11 protein-coding genes are annotated in these 17,577 nt (G+C 60.8%); 7 read left to right on the top strand and 4 right to left on the bottom strand.

Annotated features, from left to right (window positions below; all coding sequences use genetic code 11):
• Positions 1-29: 29 nt before the first annotated feature.
• The 3 genes from mgtA to HU718_RS10570 form a co-directional block, all read right to left on the bottom strand.
• A complete protein-coding gene (gene mgtA / locus HU718_RS10580; RefSeq protein WP_186613631.1) occupies positions 30-2,729 on the bottom strand; it encodes a magnesium-translocating P-type ATPase in 2,700 nt (899 codons plus the stop codon).
• 573 nt (positions 2,730-3,302) lie between these two features.
• A complete protein-coding gene (locus tag HU718_RS10575; RefSeq protein ID WP_186613633.1) occupies positions 3,303-4,637 on the bottom strand; it encodes a lysine N(6)-hydroxylase/L-ornithine N(5)-oxygenase family protein in 1,335 nt (444 codons plus the stop codon).
• Between the two features lie 132 nt (positions 4,638-4,769).
• On the bottom strand, positions 4,770-5,252 hold the full coding sequence (locus HU718_RS10570; RefSeq protein WP_150705744.1) for a sigma-70 family RNA polymerase sigma factor: 483 nt from the start codon (positions 5,250-5,252) through the stop codon (positions 4,770-4,772).
• A gap of 319 nt (positions 5,253-5,571) precedes the next feature.
• Here HU718_RS10570 and HU718_RS10565 point away from each other — a divergent pair, with 319 nt between their 5' ends.
• From HU718_RS10565 to HU718_RS10555, 3 genes are read left to right on the top strand one after another with little or no spacing between them, the layout of a single operon-like run.
• Positions 5,572-6,744 (top strand): efflux RND transporter periplasmic adaptor subunit, encoded by a 1,173-nt coding sequence (locus tag HU718_RS10565; protein WP_186613635.1) that lies wholly within the window; start codon positions 5,572-5,574, stop codon positions 6,742-6,744.
• Positions 6,745-8,718, top strand: coding sequence for a MacB family efflux pump subunit (locus HU718_RS10560; protein ID WP_150705745.1), 1,974 nt, complete (start codon positions 6,745-6,747; stop codon positions 8,716-8,718). It begins immediately after the preceding gene.
• A 7-nt stretch (positions 8,719-8,725) separates the two neighbouring features.
• Positions 8,726-10,120: an efflux transporter outer membrane subunit gene (locus HU718_RS10555; RefSeq protein WP_186613637.1), complete on the top strand. Its 1,395-nt coding sequence runs from the start codon at positions 8,726-8,728 to the stop codon at positions 10,118-10,120.
• A 116-nt stretch (positions 10,121-10,236) separates the two neighbouring features.
• Here the strand turns inward: HU718_RS10555 and pvdP are convergent, their stop codons facing one another.
• Positions 10,237-11,856 (bottom strand): pyoverdine maturation tyrosinase PvdP, encoded by a 1,620-nt coding sequence (gene pvdP / locus HU718_RS10550; protein ID WP_186613639.1) that lies wholly within the window; start codon positions 11,854-11,856, stop codon positions 10,237-10,239.
• A gap of 251 nt (positions 11,857-12,107) precedes the next feature.
• Here pvdP and HU718_RS10545 point away from each other — a divergent pair, with 251 nt between their 5' ends.
• The 4 genes from HU718_RS10545 (at position 12,108) to HU718_RS10530 (ending at position 17,539) form a co-directional block, all read left to right on the top strand.
• On the top strand, positions 12,108-13,478 hold the full coding sequence (locus HU718_RS10545; protein ID WP_186613641.1) for a dipeptidase: 1,371 nt from the start codon (positions 12,108-12,110) through the stop codon (positions 13,476-13,478).
• Positions 13,475-14,758, top strand: a complete 1,284-nt coding sequence (gene pvdN / locus HU718_RS10540) for a pyoverdine-tailoring periplasmic protein PvdN (RefSeq protein ID WP_186613643.1) — start codon at positions 13,475-13,477, stop codon at positions 14,756-14,758. Before HU718_RS10545 ends, pvdN begins: the two co-directional genes overlap by 4 nt.
• 46 nt (positions 14,759-14,804) lie before the next feature.
• Positions 14,805-15,716: a dihydropyoverdine dehydrogenase gene (gene pvdO / locus HU718_RS10535; RefSeq protein ID WP_186613645.1), complete on the top strand. Its 912-nt coding sequence runs from the start codon at positions 14,805-14,807 to the stop codon at positions 15,714-15,716.
• 161 nt (positions 15,717-15,877) lie between these two features.
• Positions 15,878-17,539: a cyclic peptide export ABC transporter gene (locus HU718_RS10530; protein ID WP_186613647.1), complete on the top strand. Its 1,662-nt coding sequence runs from the start codon at positions 15,878-15,880 to the stop codon at positions 17,537-17,539.
• Positions 17,540-17,577: the final 38 nt, after the last annotated feature.

Genomic DNA, 17,577 nt, shown 5'->3' with positions numbered 1-17,577 from the left:
CCCACAGGGGAACAGTGTTGGCCTTACTGTTATTGCCAGCCGAACCGGCGGATGTAGAAGCCTTTCACTGCCTGGGTCAGCGCCATGTACGCCAGCAGAATCACCGGCAGGAACACGAAGTACAGCGACGGCAGCGCCTGCAATTTGAAGTAGTGCGCCAGCGGCCCCATCGGCAGGAAGATGCCGACCGCCATGATGATCCCGGTCATGACCAGCAGCGGCATGGCTGCACGGCTTTGCAGGAACGGAATCTTCGGCGTGCGAATCATGTGCACGATCAGCGTCTGGGTCAGCAAGCCGACCACGAACCAGCCGGACTGGAACAGCGTCTGGTGATCCGGGGTGTTGGCGTCAAACACGTACCACATCAAGGCGAACGTGGTGATGTCAAAGATCGAACTGATCGGGCCGAAGAACAGCATGAAGCGCCCGACATCACCCGGCTGCCAGCGTTGTGGTTTCTTCAGCATTTCCTCATCGACGTTATCGAATGGAATGGCAATCTGCGAAATGTCGTAGAGCAGGTTCTGCACCAGCAGATGCATCGGCAGCATTGGCAGGAACGGAATGAACGCACTGGCGACCAGCACCGAGAAGACGTTGCCGAAGTTGGAACTGGCGGTCATCTTGATGTACTTGAGCATGTTGGCGAAGGTGCGCCGCCCTTCGAGCACGCCCTCCTCCAGCACCATCAGGCTCTTTTCCAGCAGGATGATGTCAGCCGCTTCCTTGGCGATGTCCACCGCGCTGTCCACGGAAATGCCGATGTCGGCGGTACGCAGCGCGGGCGCGTCGTTGATGCCGTCGCCCATGAAGCCGACCACATGACCGTTGCCCTTTAGGATGCGCACGATGCGCTCCTTGTGCGACGGCGTCAGTTTGGCGAAGACGTTGGTGGTTTCCACGGCCACCGCCAGTTCGGCATCGCTCATGCGCTCAACGTCATTGCCCAGCAACAGGCCCTGTTGCGCCAACCCGACTTCGCGGCAGATTTTCGCGGTTACCAGTTCGTTATCGCCGGTCAGCACTTTTACCGCCACGCCGTGTTCAGCCAAGGCTTTGAGCGCCGGCGCGGTGCTTTCCTTCGGTGGATCGAGGAACGCCACGTAACCGATCAGCGTCAGTTCCTGTTCATCGGCCAGGCTGTAAATCTCCCGACCTTCCGGCATCGAGCGTGCGGCCACGGCCACCACGCGCAAGCCTTCAGCGTTGAATGCTGCGGTGACCTGACGAATCCGGGTCAGCAATTCATCGCTCAAGGCTTCATCGACGTCGCCGTGACGCACGCGGCTGCACACCGCCAACACTTCTTCCACGGCGCCTTTGCAGATCAGTTGATGTGGCTGACCACGCCCTTCGACCACCACCGACATGCGCCGACGATTGAAGTCGAACGGGATCTCATCGACCTTGCGAAACGCCGTGCCGACTTTCAGTTCACGGTGGACTTCCACGTGTTCCAGCACCGCGACATCCAGCAGGTTTTTCAGGCCGGTCTGGTAGTAGCTGTTGAGGTAAGCCATTTCCAGCACGTCATCGGAGTCTTCACCCCAGACGTCGACATTGCGCGCGAGGAAAATCTTGTCCTGAGTCAGCGTCCCGGTCTTGTCGGTGCACAGTACGTCCATGGCGCCGAAGTTCTGGATCGCGTCGAGGCGTTTGACGATGACTTTTTTGCGTGACAGAAACACCGCGCCTTTGGCCAGCGTCGAGGTGACGATCATCGGCAGCATTTCCGGGGTCAGGCCGACGGCAATCGACAGCGCGAACAGCAGCGCCTCAGTCCAGTCACCCTTGGTGAAACCGTTGATGAACAGCACCAGCGGCGCCATGACGAACATGAAACGGATCAACAACCAGCTGACTTTGTTGACGCCTTGCTGGAACGAAGTGACCGCACGGTCGGTTGCGCCGACACGCTGGGCCAACGCACCGAAATATGTGCTGTTGCCGGTGGTGAGGATCACTGCCACCGCAGTTCCCGACACCACGTTAGTGCCCATGAACAGGATGTTGTCCAGCTCCAGTGGATTGCGCGTATCGCGATCCTGCTGGTGTGGAAACTTCTCCACCGGCATCGATTCACCAGTCATCGCTGCCTGGCTGACGAACAGATCCTTGGCGCTGAGCACGCGGCAATCGGCAGGAATCATGTCGCCAGCCGATAGCACGATCAGATCGCCCGGCACCAATTGTTTGATCGGCAATTCGCTGCGCGGCGCGTCACGGCGCATCACCGTGGCGGTGTTGCTGACCATGGCTTTCAGCGCATCGGCGGCCTGGTTGGATTTGCTTTCCTGCCAGAAACGCAGCAGCGTCGACAGCACCACCATGGAGAAAATCACCACGGCAGCCTTGAGGTCTTCGGTCAGCCACGAGATCACCGCCAACAGGGTCAGCAGCAGGTTGAACGGGTTTTTGTAGCAGTGCCACAGGTGAATCCACCATGGCAGCGGCTGCTCGTGTTCGACTTCGTTGAGGCCGTATTGCGCACGCAGCGCATCGACTTCGAAATCGGTCAGGCCATCGGAATGCGTGCCGAGTGACGACAGTAAACCAGCGGTGTCGCACTGCGCGGCATCGACCAACGTGTTGGCCAGCGTGGGCGGGACTTCACGGCTGACCGTGGTGTCGTTGATCGATTCCAGTAGCGCCAGGCGACGGAAGTGCCGGGCGATGTGGCGGGTGCGCAGGAAGCCTGCGAAAAATTCCTTGAGCGTAAGTTTCATGGCTGTTGCCCCTATGGTCAGCCGGGAAACCGTCAAGCAGGTACGGCCGCGCCTCGTCCGCCGGAAAAACCGGCACGGCAAGGCCTGGCGCGCCGGTCAGAAAAGACAGGCGTGTCGATAGGGCTGCGATTACGACAGTGAAGTCGAAACCACGCTCTGTTCAGCGTCGATGAGAAGGACGTCTAGACATGACCACGGACGGATCATGCACGGGATGCCGCTGCTCGCTTTTACGGCGAGACAACGACAGAGAAAATCTGCGCGTTATCTTGCCGAGAATCTGCCGGTTACCGAGACCGGCCGACAACTGTCACTCGAACAAGTACCCACTGTGGGTCTCCGCTATTGATGAAAACGCGCGAAGCTTACGCCCCGATGATGGGAGAGTAAACCCGCAAAAGGAGGTGAGTCGGGGAATGTGGGGGATGTTCAGGAAGGGTTCAGGATTGGGATTTTGCGGTGATTTTGATGGCCCCTTCGCGAGCAGGCTCGCTCCCACATTTTGTCCTGCGTACACAGAACCATTGTGGGAGCGAGCCTGCTCGCGAAAGCGGTGTATCAGGCAAAACAGGTTTAGCTGGCAGTCGCCAACAACAGATCCGCCATCGAACGATGCCCACGGTTCTTGCCATGCTCATACAAAGAGCCGGCAATCTCGTCCGCACGAATCGGCAGCACCGACAGCAGCGTATCGCTCAGACCATGACTGGCCTGGCAGAAGCCCTGCATGTAGATGCCGGCCTTGCAGCGTTCGTCGGTAATCAGTTTGTAGTTGCGATCAACCTCGAAATCGCCGAGGTATTCTTCCAGCGGCGCCAGCAGTTTGCGGTGCATCTGCCGCTCGTAACCGGTGGCCAGTACCACGGCGTTGTAGTTGCGCACGGTGACTTCGCCGGTGGCGTTGTTGCGCACGGCCAGTTCGATACCGTTTTCGGTGGCGGTGGCTTTCTCGACGGTGGTCAGGGTGCGGAACGCGTGACGGGCAATCCCCGAGACCTTCTGACGATAGAAGATGCCGTAGATGCGCTCGATCAGGTCGATGTCGACCACCGAGTAGTTGGTGTTGTGGTACTCGTTGACCAGACGTTCGCGCTCGGCACTGTTCTGCTGGAACACCAGATCGGTGAACTCCGGCGAGAACACTTCGTTGACGAACGGGCTGTCGTCCGCAGGCTTCAAGGCCGAACCGCGCAGGATCATGTCGACCTGCACCGACGGGAACGAATCGTTCAGATCGATAAAGGCTTCCGCCGCGCTCTGCCCGCCGCCGATGATCGCAATGCTCATCGGCTGATTGTTCACGCACGGCTGCTTGGCCATCTGCGACAGATACTGCGAGTGGTGGAACACGCGAGTGTCGCCCTTCAGCGCCTTGAACGCCTCGGGAATACGCGGCGTGCCGCCGGCGCTGACCACCACCGAGCGGGTCGTGCGCACATGTTGCAGGCCATCGCTGCCACGGGAAATAACCCGCAATGCTTCAACCTGATGGTTGTGCAGCACCGGTTCAATGGTCAGCACTTCTTCGCCATAACGGCTCTGCTCGGTGAACTGCCCGGCGACCCAACGCAGGTAGTCGTTGTATTCCATGCGGCACGGATAGAAGGTGCCGAGGTTGATGAAGTCGACCAGGCGACCGTGGTACTTCAGGTAATTGACGAAGGAATACGGACTGGTCGGATTACGCAGGGTCACCAGATCCTTGAGGAAGGAAATCTGCAACTCGCTTTGCGTCGACAGGGTATTGCCGTGCCAGCTGTAGTTGGCCTGCTTGTCGAGGAACAGCACATCCAGCTCACCCTGGATCGGGCCGCGCTCTTGCAGAGCGATGGCCAGCGCCAGGTTCGAAGGGCCGAAACCGACGCCGATCAGGTCGTGAACGATGGGCGATGCAATTGCCTGTGTCATTTCCAGTGTCCTCTGGATGAACCCCTCAACCGTGGGGATAAAGCCTGGGTGACCTGACCGGCCCGAAGCAGGACAGCAGATCGTCTGTTGAGTAGGAACGAGGACGGTGAAAAAAAATTTACTGAGGAAGGATCAATGGGCGTCCCATTGTTTGATGCGTAACCGGCAATGCTTCATGGCATTGACGATGTGTTTTTCCACCAGCGCTTTGGAAATGCCCAGGCTTGCGGCGATTTCGTTGTGGGACAGGCCTTCGATCTTGCGCAGCAGAAAGCTTTCGCGGCACAGCGGCGATAATTCGGCCAGCGCGCGCTGGAGCATCTCCAGGCGTTGACCGTGATCGAGGGTGCCATGGGGCGACGGGGTGAAATAGCGCTCTTCGTTGTCGAGCACTTCCAGCGATTCGACCTGGCGCGAGGCATTGCGACGATGGTCGTCGATGACCAGATTCAATGCCGTTCGATAAAGAAACGCCCGGGGCTGCTCGATCGGCGTGTCGCTGGAGCGCTCGAGTACGCGTAAATAGGCGTCATGCACCACATCCTCGGCAACCTGGCGGTTGCCCAGCTTGGCGTTCAGGAAACACACCAGCTCGCGATAGTAGTTTTCCAACATGACTCCCGGCCGCAGCAGTGCGGTTTCGATCCTTGAGCCACACCCGCCACCGTCAAAACGACAGTGGCACGATGCTGGCAATTTCAGATGCGTAATTTATAGTAATTCTCATATAGATTTAAAGCGCTGTTTCGATTTGCCCGACAAATTGTTAGCTTCTATACCTGTTACCGCGTTTTTCAGCGCTTAAATTACCCAACGCGTCCCTCGTTTAAAAAACAGTTCCCCGTATCTGTCGCCTCCTGCGCCAGCGTTCGGTCTTGGCCCCTGTGCGGTGCCGGCTGGATGACGGGTCGATTTCCACTGGCCGGAACCCTGCATGAAACGTCCCCGCCCCGCCCGACGCGCCCTGCTCGTAGCCCTTTGTCTGATTCCCGTTGTCGCCGTAGCCGCCTGGCAGATATTGCCGCCCGGCCGGGACAAGTTCGCCACCGTGCAAGTCAGTCGCGGCGACATCGAAAGCAGCGTCACTGCCCTTGGCACATTGCAGCCACGGCGCTACGTGGATGTCGGCGCCCAGGCTTCCGGGCAAATCCGCAAAATCCATGTGGAAGTCGGCGACGTGGTCAAGCAAGGCCAATTGCTCGTGGAAATCGACCCGTCGACGCAAAAGGCCAAGCTCGACGCCAGCCAGTTCTCCATCGAAAACCTCAAGGCGCAGTTGCAAGAGCAACAGGCGCAGCACGAACTGGCGCGGCAGAAGTACCAGCGCCAGCAGAACCTCGCGGCCGGCGGCGCCACCCGTGAAGAAGACGTGCAGACCGCCCGCGCCGAACTCAAGGCCACCCAGGCACGTATCGACATGTTCCGCGCCCAGATCCGTCAGGCCGAGGCCAGTCTGCGCAGTGATCAGGCCGAACTCGGTTACACGCGCATTTATGCGCCGATGGAAGGCACCGTGGTCGCACTCGATGCCCGCGAAGGCCAGACACTCAATGCCCAGCAACAGACGCCACTGATTCTGCGCATCGCCAAACTGTCGCCGATGACGGTCTGGGCCGAGGTCTCCGAGGCCGATATCGGCCATGTCAAACCGGGCATGACTGCTTACTTCACCACACTCAGCGGTGGCAATCGGCGCTGGAGCAGCACCGTTCGGCAAATTCTGCCGGTGCCACCCAAACCGCTGGACCAGACCAGCCAGGGCGGTGGCAGCCCGGCCAGTTCGAGTAAAAGCGGCAGCGCGCGCGTGGTGCTGTACACCGTGCTGCTGGACGTCGATAACGCCGACAACGCCTTGATGGCAGAGATGACCACGCAAGTGTTCTTCGTCGCTGACCAGGCGAAAAACGTGCTCACCGCACCGGTCGCCGCCCTGCAAGGCAGCGCGGCGGCCAATCGGCAGACCGCGCAGGTCATCGCCACCAATGGCGAGATTCAGTCCCGCGAAGTACGCACCGGCATCAGCGACCGTCTCAAAGTGCAGATTATCGAGGGCTTGAACGAAGGCGATCATTTGCTGATCGGCCCGGCCGACGGCAGCGGAGGTTGAATGCAAACGCCTCTGATCGACCTGCAGGACATCCGCAAATCCTACGGCGGCGGTGACGCTCCCGAAGTTCACGTGTTGCGCGGCATCGACCTGTCGATTCACGCCGGCGAGTTCGTGGCGATTGTCGGCGCGTCCGGTTCCGGCAAATCGACGCTGATGAACATTCTCGGCTGCCTCGACCGGCCGACGTCCGGCGAATACCGCTTCGCCGGGGAAAACGTCGCCGGCCTCGACAGCGATGAACTCGCCTGGCTGCGCCGAGAAGCCTTCGGTTTCGTGTTTCAGGGCTATCACCTGATTCCGTCCGGCTCGGCCCAGGAAAACGTCGAGATGCCGGCGATCTACGCCGGCACCCCTGCCGCCGAGCGTCACGCGCGCGCCGCCGCCCTGCTCGACCGTCTCGGCCTCGCCTCGCGCACCGGCAACCGCCCCCATCAGCTTTCCGGAGGCCAGCAACAACGCGTGTCGATTGCTCGCGCACTGATGAATGGAGGCCATATCATCCTGGCCGACGAACCGACCGGCGCCCTCGACAGCCACAGCGGCAAGGAAGTCATGGCGCTGCTCGATGAACTGGCGAGCCAGGGCCATGTGGTCATTCTCATCACCCACGACCGCGAAGTGGCGGCGCGGGCCAAACGCATTATCGAAATCAGCGATGGCTTGATCATCAGCGATAGCGCCAGAAACAACCCTGACGCCCAGCACAGTGCCAATCCCGGCGCCCTGCAAGCGGTGGATCTGCGCAAGCGCTTGAGCGAAGGTGCCGAAGCCACCGGGGCCTGGAAAGGCGAACTGGTGGACGCCCTGCACGCCGCCTGGCGAGTGATGTGGATCAACCGCTTCCGCACCGCGCTGACCCTGCTCGGCATCATCATCGGCGTAGCCTCGGTGGTGGTGATGCTCGCCGTCGGCGAAGGCAGCAAGCGCCAGGTCATGGCACAAATGGGCGCGTTCGGCTCGAACATCATTTATCTCAGCGGCTCGGCGCCCAACCCGCGAACGCCACCGGGCATCATCACCCTCGACGATGTGCATGCCCTGGCGAGCCTGCCACAAGTACAGCGGATCATGCCGGTCAACGGCGCCGAGGCCGGTGTGCGCTTCGGCAATGCCGACCACCTCAGTTACGTTGGCGGCAATGACACCAACTTCCCGGCAATCTTCAACTGGCCGGTGGTTCAGGGCAGTTACTTCACAGAGGCCGACGAACAGAACGCAGCAGCCGTTGCGGTGATCGGCCACAAGGTGCGGAGCAAACTCCTCAAAGACGTTGCCAACCCGATCGGCCAGTACATTCTGATCGAGAACGTGCCGTTTCAGGTGGTCGGGGTACTGGCGGAAAAAGGTGCCAGCTCCGGCGATTCCGACAGTGACAACCGCATCGCCGTGCCCTACTCCGCCGCCAGCGTGAGGTTGTTCGGCACGCGTAATCCGGAGTACGTGGCCATCGCTGCCGCCGACGCGCGCAAGGTCAAGGACACCGAACACGCCATCGAACAACTGATGCTGAACCTGCACAACGGCAAGAAGGATTTCGAACTGACCAACAACGCGGCGATGATCCAGGCCGAAGCGCGCACGCAAAACACCCTGTCGCTGATGCTCGGCTCGATTGCGGCGATCTCGCTGCTGGTCGGCGGCATCGGCGTGATGAACATCATGCTCATGACCGTTCGCGAACGCACTCGCGAGATCGGCATCCGCATGGCCACCGGCGCCCGCCAGCGCGACATCCTGCGCCAGTTTCTCACTGAAGCGGTGATGCTATCGGTGGTCGGCGGCATCGCCGGCATCGCTCTGGCGCTGATCATTGGCGGCGTGCTGATTCTCAGTGAAGTCGCGGTGGCGTTCTCATTGATGGCGGTACTCGGCGCTTTTGGTTGCGCCTTGGTCACCGGTGTTGTCTTCGGCTTCATGCCGGCCCGCAAAGCTGCCCGACTCGACCCGGTCACGGCCCTTACCAGTGAATGATCGCTCTATGAAACCGCGCCTCAGTCTGTTGACCGTCTGCCTGATACTCAGCGCTTGCGGCAGTACCCCACAACCCCCGGACAGCGGCATCGTGCCGCCTGCCGCCTGGCAATCACCGCACAACACCAGCGCCGAACGCGACGCCCTGCGCTGGTGGACGCGCTTCGCCAGCCCGCAACTCGATCAATTGATCGAGCAGGCCCAGGTCGGCAGTTATGACCTGGCCGCAGCCATCGCTCGCGTGCGCCAGGCGCGTGCCGACACCGTGATTGCCGGCGGCTCGTTGCTGCCGGAAATACAAGGTACCGGCAACGCCAATCGGCAAAAGCTGTTGCGTGGCGATGGCTATCGTCAACTGGATGCCGACAGCAGTAACAGGGCGGTGGACTACTTCGACGTCGGCCTCAGCGCCAGTTACGAAATCGACTTCTGGGGCGGCAAGCGCGCATCGCGCGACAGCGCACAGTTCAGCCTGCAAGCCAGCGAGTTTGATCGCGCCACCGTCGAGTTGACCCTGCTCAGCGGCGTCGCCAACAGCTACACGCAGGTCCTGTCGCTACAGGAACAGAGCCGCATTGCCGAGCTTAATCTGGCCAACGCGCAAAACGTCCTGCAACTGGTGCAGACGCGCTACAACGCAGGCTCCGCCACGGCGCTTGAACTGGCGCAACAAAAAAGCCTGGTCGCCGCGCAGCAACGCCAATTGCCGACCGTCCAGCAACAGGCTCGAGACGCGCAGATCGCCCTGGCGGCCCTGCTCGGCCGCCCGGTGCAAGACCTGCCGGCCAGCCACGAGTCCTTCGACCAGTTGCAATGGCCGCCGATATCCGCCGGCCTGCCCAGCGAACTGCTGACCCGGCGTCCGGACATCGCCCGTGCCGAGGCGCAATTGGCGGCAGCTCAGGCGAACGTCAAAGTGGCACGAGCGGCGATGCTGCCGAAAATCACGCTGGGCGCGAGCATTGGCTCCGGTGCCAACCAGGCCGATGACCTGTTGCGCAGTCCGTTCTACAACCTCACCGCCGGGCTGATCGCACCGATCTTCAACAATGGCCGTCTGAGCGCTGAACGCGACAAGGCCACGGCCCGTCAGGAAGAGCTGCTGGAAACTTATCGCGGCGCCATCATCAACGGTTTCGCCGACGTCGAAAAAGCCCTCAACAGCATCCGCGGTCTTGATCAACAACGGCAGTGGCAGAGCGAAGAACTGAACCAGGCGCAAACCGCCTTCAACATCGCCCAGAGCCGTTATCAGGCCGGCGCCGAGGACTTGCTGACCGTACTGGAAACCCAGCGCACGCTGTATGCGGCGCAGGATCAGACCGTGCAACTGCGGCTGTCGCGAATGCAGGCGAGTATTGCCTTGTACAAGGCGCTGGGTGGTGGATGGCAGACGCAATAATTGCGTTGCCTGGCAGACCGCTTTCGCGAGCAGGCTCGCTCCCACATAAGATCTTCTTAACATCGGAGATCAAATGTGGGAGCGAGCCTGCTCGCGAATGAACGATGACCCAGCCCTCAAGCCGGGCTGGTTTTAGGTTTCAGATTGCGCGCATACCACGGCCGTTGCGGCACGCGGCGGAACAGCCCGGCGAGTTTTTTCTCGTCATTGAGGAAGGTGATGCGCAGTGCCAGCTTCATGGTTTCCGGGTCCATCTCCACCGTCTTGCCCGCCTGCAACCCCGGCGTAGTGCTGCAGCCATGCGTGACCGGCCCCAGCCACGGATCATCGACTTCGTTCCAGCGCCCTGGTGCAAACCACTGCACACCATTGACCACCTTGCGAGTGACTTCACCCGGATGGAAGCGCTCGTGCGCGCGAAACCAGTCTTCGATACGGTCGTCGATCCAGCCATGAAAATGCCAGAACGACGGATTGACGTGGGATGAAAACGGGTCGCCAAGGAAGTCGTTTTCCGGGCCGTACCAACGCGCAGCGAAGTCGGCAGGATCACGCGCGAAAGGCACCGGCTGACCGTTCGACGGGTCGCGCGGTACAGACGCCCAGCGCATGTGCAGCCAGTCGTGCAGGCCCAATTCAACCTCGGAACCGAACTGTCCGAGCGTGAGTCTGGCCAGGTACACCGGATCACGGTATTGCGACTCCCAGACCTGGAAGTTGCTTTCGTAGGTCTCGGCCGTCTTGATGTCGCTGACCCACTTGCTGTACTCGTCATCACCGTCAGCCAGCCACGCGGGCGGCAGCGCCGTGCCGTCATGGTTGTCGAAGTAACGGGCGAAGCCCGGGCGATCACGGATCAATTCCGGTTGTGGCAGCGGAAAGTATTGCCACGATGGCAGGTCCTGCATAGAACGCGCCGTGCCGAGCATGTGCCGGTGCATGAAGAAGAAATCCACCCCGGAGCCGTTGCGATCCTTGCGCGGCCCACGGGCATCGCGCTCCTTGTCACGCGGTCCGGGCTGCCAGCCGATGCCGCGCAGGGCTTCGCGCTTGTCTTCGGGCAAGGTGTGCCACTTGTCCCGCGTGGCATGCCACAACTGGTGGAACAGTCGGTGCTCGGGGGAAATCAACCAGGCCAGCAACGTCGGATTCAACGGCGTACGTTCACGCGCCTCGGGAAACAGGCGCTTGACTGCGACGAAACCATTGTCCTGTACCGGCAAGGCCAAGGGGCGATCCAGGCGCAAGACTTTACCGCTGAGGGTGCCTTTGCCGGCGTTGCCGAAATCGGCCCAGACCTCATCAAGGATCATCTCCAGCTCATAGCTGATCTGGCCTTGCGCACCGATCAGCCGCCAACTCAGTTTCGCCGCATCGGCACTGGCCAGATCGCCAAGAATTCGGTAACGAGGTGTTTCGCCGGAACGCAAACGCTCCGGCGTATCCAGGAAACCACAGACGCCACGACCTTTCTGACCGATGTCGAGGAACACTTGCAGCCCCCTGACCGGCAGGCCTTCAAGGCCCGCGTCACGGCCTTCGAAGCGAATATCCCAGACGCCCCGCAAGGCACTGGCCAAACGTTGTCCGGCGAGGTCGGCGACGTCGAAAGACGCTTCACCCGGAGTGATCGTCGGATCCGGCTTCGTCCATTCACGATGCCCAAAATAAGCCGCCGGCACGGCAGCGCCGGTCAGCGCCAGGCCCGCCATGAACCATCGTCGAGAAATCTTCATTGCCCTACCTGTGTCAGCCATGAAGCAGGCTTTATCCAAGCTAGAACGTTTGCTGCCCGGGTAAATTTATGTGGGTTTGAAAAGATCGCAGCCTTCGGCAGCTCCTACATCGAATGTATATCCCTGTAGGAGCTGCCGAAGGCTGCGATCTTTTAACCTGGCAACCTAAATTCCACGGCCATCCACTCGTTCCTCCCAGATAGCAAAGGCTTTGCGCCTGCACCTCGATGGCGAACCCGACTGAGATGGCAATGACAAAACCACGTTCGAAAAAGGCTCTATTCATCGGCCTGCCCTTAGCCCTGGCGATCAGCGCCGGTGCAGGCTTTGCCGCTTGGCATCACTGGTTCAAGGACGACCTTGGCTATGACGCCAGGATTGTGAAACAGGCAGATGAACTGCACGAACGCATGCTCTCTTTCGACAGCCATGTCAGCCTGATGCAGAACTTCGGCACCGACGGTCACGAAGCCGACAAGGATGGCTCCGGCCAGTTCGATCTGGCCAAAACCAGTCGCGGTCGCTTGTCTGGCGCGGCGCTGACCATTTTCGGCTGGCCGGAAATGTGGAACGGCCCCGATGCCCCCCACAAACCGACTGCCGGCTTCATCGACGAAGCCCGCAACCAGCAGGAAATCCGCTACCGGATCATCTCCGGGATGGTTCGCGACTACCCCAATCAAGTCGCGATCGCCTATACCCCGGACGACATGCGCCGCCTGCACGGCGAAGGCAAGTTCGCGATTTTCATCAGCATGCTCAACGCCTATCCGCTGGGCCATGATCTGAATCGGCTGGACCTGTGGACGGCGCGCGGCATGCGCATGTTCGGCTTCAGCTACATCGGCAACAACGACTGGGCGGATTCGTCTCGCCCACTGCCATTTCTCAATGACTCACCGGACGCCCTCGACGGCCTCTCCGATCTGGGCAAGCAGGCGGTCAAGCGCCTCAATGATCTGGGCGTGATCATCGACGTGTCACAGATGTCGACCAAGGCCCTCGAACAAGTCGCACAGCTGAGCCGTACGCCGCTGGTTGCCTCGCACTCGGCGCCGCGCGCGATGGTCGACATCCCACGCAACCTCAGCGACAAAGAGATGCAGTTGATCAAGAACAGCGGCGGCGTGGTGCAAATCGTCGCGTTCTCGCAGTACCTGCGGCCGCTGACCCAGAAGACCCAGGATCGCCTCAACGAGCTGCGCAAGGAATTCGACCTGCCGCCCCTGCCGAACCTGGCGATGGCGCTGATGCCGGGCGACCCAATCATTGCGGCCTGGTCCGAAACCAAATTCGGCCTGTACGCCAGCCGCCTCTACGCGATCCTCGAAGACGAACCGAAGGCCAGCCTCAAGGATTTCGGCGACGCCATCGAATACGCCGTGCGCAAGATCGGCATCGACCATGTCGGCATCAGCTCCGACTTCAATGAGGGCGGCGGCGTCAAAGGTTTCCAGAACGTCGGCGAGATCCGCAATGTCACCGCTGAACTGCTGTCGCGCGGTTACTCCGAAGCCGACATCGGCAAACTCTGGGGCGGCAACTTCCTGCGCGTCTGGGATCAGGTCGAAAAAGCCGCGAAACCGGCGCTGGCCAGCGCGCAGGGAACGACGCAGCCATGAGGAATCGTCGTGATTTTCTGAAACAGGCCGGACTGCTCGCCGCTGCGCTGCCACTGGGCGCAAGCCTGCCGAACATCGCCAGCGCTGCCGCCACGGCTGCGCCAATGCCGCGCAGCAAGTGGACGCAGTTGCAGCAACTGTTCGACCAGGATCCGGACTACCTGCACTTTTCCAACTTCCTGATCACCTCGCACCCGAAACCGGTGCGCGAAGCGATTGAACGGCATCGCGCCGCCCTCGACAAAAATCCCGGCCTGGCCATGGATTGGGACCTCGGCGTGATCGAGCAGCGCGAGGAAAACGTGCGCGTCTGGGCCGGCCAATACCTGCAAGCCAACGCCAAACAGATCGCCCTGACCGGCAGCACCACTGAAGGTCTGACGATGATTTACGGCGGTGTGCATGTGCGCCCCGATCAGGAAATCCTCACCACCGCCCACGAACACTACGCCACCCACACCATCCTCGCCTTGCGCAAGGAACGTGAAGGCACGCAGGTGCGCAAGATCCGTCTGTTCAAGGATCCGCAGACCGCGACCAAAGCCGAAATCCTCGCCGCCATCGACACTGCCATCCGCCCGGAAACCCGCGTACTGGGCATGTGCTGGGTGCATTCGGGCAGCGGCGTGAAACTGCCGATCGGTGACATCGGCGCCATCGTCGACAAGCACAACCGTGGCCGCAGCGATGCTGACCGGATCATTTATGTGGTCGACGGCGTGCACGGTTTCGGCGTCGACAACCTGAGCTTCGCGCAGATGAACTGTGACTTCTTCATCGCCGGCACCCACAAGTGGATGTTTGGCCCGCGCGGCACCGGCATCGTCTGCAGCCGTTTCGAGGAGGTCAGATACGTGACGCCGATCACCCCGACCTTCTCCGAAGCCACAGCGTTTTCCACCACCATGACGCCCGGTGGCTATCACTCCTTCGAGTATCGCTGGGCGCTGGACGAAGCCTTCAAGCTGCATCTGCAACTGGGCAAGGCCGAGGTCGAAGCGCGCATCCACGCGCTCAACAGCTACCTGAAGAAGCGTCTGCTGGAACACCCGCAAATCGAACTCGTCACCCCGCTGAGTCCGCAACTGTCGGCCGGTTTTACCTTCTTTCGGGTCAAGGGCCAGGACAGCGACAAAGTCGCCGCGTACCTGATGCAGAACCGCGTGGTTACCGACGCCGTGAACCGCGATGTGGGTCCGGTGATTCGTACCGCACCGGGCCTGCTCAACGACGAGGCGCAAATCGATCGCTTGATGGCGCTATTGGCCAAACAGCTGTAGCCGCCCCGCTCTCACGTTTCCTTTCAACCTGTTATCGAGAATCATGATGAACAGTAGTGAACTGCGTAATTTTTCCTTGAAAGCGTTGCCCGCGCTAGGTCTCGCTGCATTGCTCGGTTGTGCCTTGCCAGGGCTGGCGCAAGCGGCCGAACCGCTCAAACCGGGCAAAGTCTTCAAGGACTGCAAGGACTGCCCGGAAATGGTCGTGCTGCCCACCGGCACCTTCACCATGGGCACCCCGGATGACGAAGTCGGCCGTGAGCCGGACGAAGGTCCGATGCACCCGGTGACCTTTGCCAAACCGCTGGCCATCAGTCGTTTCCAGGTGCTCAAAGGGCAATGGGACGCCTACCTCGCCGACACCGGCTATCAGCTGCCCGACGGCGACAAACGCCCGGGCCGCGCGTGCAAGGCCGGTATTCCCGACTACGCGGGCAGCGATCCGAAAAAGCAGTACACCGACAAACATCCGGCGGTGTGCATGGATTTTCCCGAGGCCGAGGCCTATGTAGCCTGGCTGTCGAAGAAAACCGGTAAATCGTATCGACTGGTCAGCGAATCGCTGCGTGAATACGCCGCCCGTGCCGGTAGCACCGGGCCTTTCCCGTTCCCCTTCGATGAAGGCAAGGAATACAGCATCGCTAAACACGCCAACACCTATGGCGCCGCCGACGGCTACAACTTCACCGCTCCGGCAGGCAAGTTTCCGGCCAATGCCTTCGGCGTCTACGACATGCACGGCAACATCTACGAATGGACCGCCGACTGCTACAACGAAAACTATGTCGGCGCGCCGAGTGATGGCAGCGCCTGGCTGACCGGTGATTGCAAGATTCGCCGCATTCGCGGCAACGACTGGGGTGAAGCACCGGTGTTCTCGCGCTCGGGCAACCGCAACGCCACCTACAGCGACACCCGCGGCGACTGGATTGGTTTTCGCGTCGCGCGCGATCTGTAAGGACGCGGTAACGGCAGCCGCCATGGCGGCTCTGGGCGCTCGCTCGTCGCCTCAGCCTCGATAAACCCGTGGTCGGCTAAATCGCCGCCCACGGGTTTCGTCTTTTAACCAGCCCAATCCTTGAAACGATGCCGTTAGCGGCACTAGAAGCGGAAACCTCCATGACCACAAAATCGCGCGGAGCCATCAGTGAAGTCCTCGGCCTGCTCAAGCCTTACCGGGTCGTTGTGGCGCTGTCGATCCTGCTCGGCATGCTCGGTGGCGTCAGCGTCACTGCCCTGCTCGCGACCATCAACAAAGCCCTGAACGGCAGCGGCGTTCCGTCAGCCACCGTACTCCTGACGTTTGCCGGCCTCTGCGCGTTCGCCCTGTTGAACTCGATTCTGTCGGACATCGGCACCAACCATGTCGGCCAGCACATCATCGCCGGCCTGCGTAAATCACTCGGCGAAAAAGTCCTGCTGGCGCCCATCGAGCAGATCGAACGGTTTCGCAGTCATCGCCTGATTCCGGTGCTGACCCATGACGTCGACACTGTCAGTGATTTCGCGTTTTCCTTTGCGCCACTGGCGATCGCTTTCACCGTCACCCTCGGTTGCCTGGGTTACCTGGCCTACCTGTCCCTGCCGATGTTTGCCCTGCTGTTGATCGCGATCGTGATCGGCACCGTCGTGCAATACATTGCCCGGTCCAAAGGCATCAAAGGTTTCGAAGCGGCGCGCGAAGCCGAGGACGAGCTGCAAAAGCACTACAGCGCGATCGCCGCGGGCGCCAAGGAACTGCGTATTCATCGCCCGCGCCGCCAACGCATGTTCAGCCAGCGCATCGAGGGCACGGCGGATTACATCTGCAACACGCACATCCGTTCGATCAACACGTTCGTGGTGGCAAAAACCTTTGGCTCGATGCTGTTTTTCGTGGTGATCGGTCTGGCCCTGGCCCTGCAATCGTTCTGGCTCGGTACCGACAAAGCGGTGCTCAGCGGCTTCGTGCTGGTGCTGCTGTACATGAAAGGCCCACTGGAATATCTGGTCACCACGTTGCCGGTGGTCAGTCGCGCGAACATTGCCTTCAAACGCATTGCCGAACTGGCCGAACAGTTTTCCTCGCCGGAACCGCACTTGCTCCTGCGCGACTCCGCTGCGGCGAGCAAAACGGCGGTGCAACAGTTGCAAATGCACAACGTGCACTACGCCTTCCCGCCGGTTCAGGGCAGTGCAGCGTTTGAACTGGGGCCGGTCAATCTGGACATCGCGCAGGGTGACATCGTGTTTATCGTCGGCGAGAACGGCGGCGGTAAAACCACCCTGATCAAATTGTTGCTGGGCCTGTATGCGCCACAACGCGGGGAAGTCCTGCTCAATGGCCAGGTGGTCGATGCCCAGGCGCGCGATGACTATCGCCAACTGTTCACCACGATTTTCGCCGACTACTACCTGTTCGATGAACTGGTACAGGGCGATAAACAAGTGCCGGCCGACACCAGCCGCTATCTGGAACGCCTGGAGATTGCGCACAAGGTGAGCATTAACGACGGTGTTTTCAGTACCACCGATCTGTCCACCGGCCAGCGCAAACGCCTGGCGCTGATCAACGCCTGGCTGGAAGAGCGTCCGGTGCTGGTGTTCGACGAATGGGCTGCCGATCAGGACCCGGCCTTCCGGCGCATCTTCTACACCGAGCTGCTGCCGGAGCTGAAACAGATGGGCAAGACCATCATCGTGATCTCCCACGATGACCGCTACTTCGACGTCGCCGATCAGTTGGTGAGGATGGAGGGAGGCCGAGTGGTCACCCACAAGAAGCCCCTCGAGACTGCTTGATCGATTGCACCTTTGCAGCCGGCCGGACACCCGTCCTG

Origin of the sequence: Pseudomonas tensinigenes (assembly GCF_014268445.2) — a bacterium.
In the GTDB taxonomy this organism is placed as follows: domain Bacteria; phylum Pseudomonadota; class Gammaproteobacteria; order Pseudomonadales; family Pseudomonadaceae; genus Aquipseudomonas; species Aquipseudomonas tensinigenes.
This window is presented reverse-complemented; position numbering and strand designations above follow the sequence as displayed.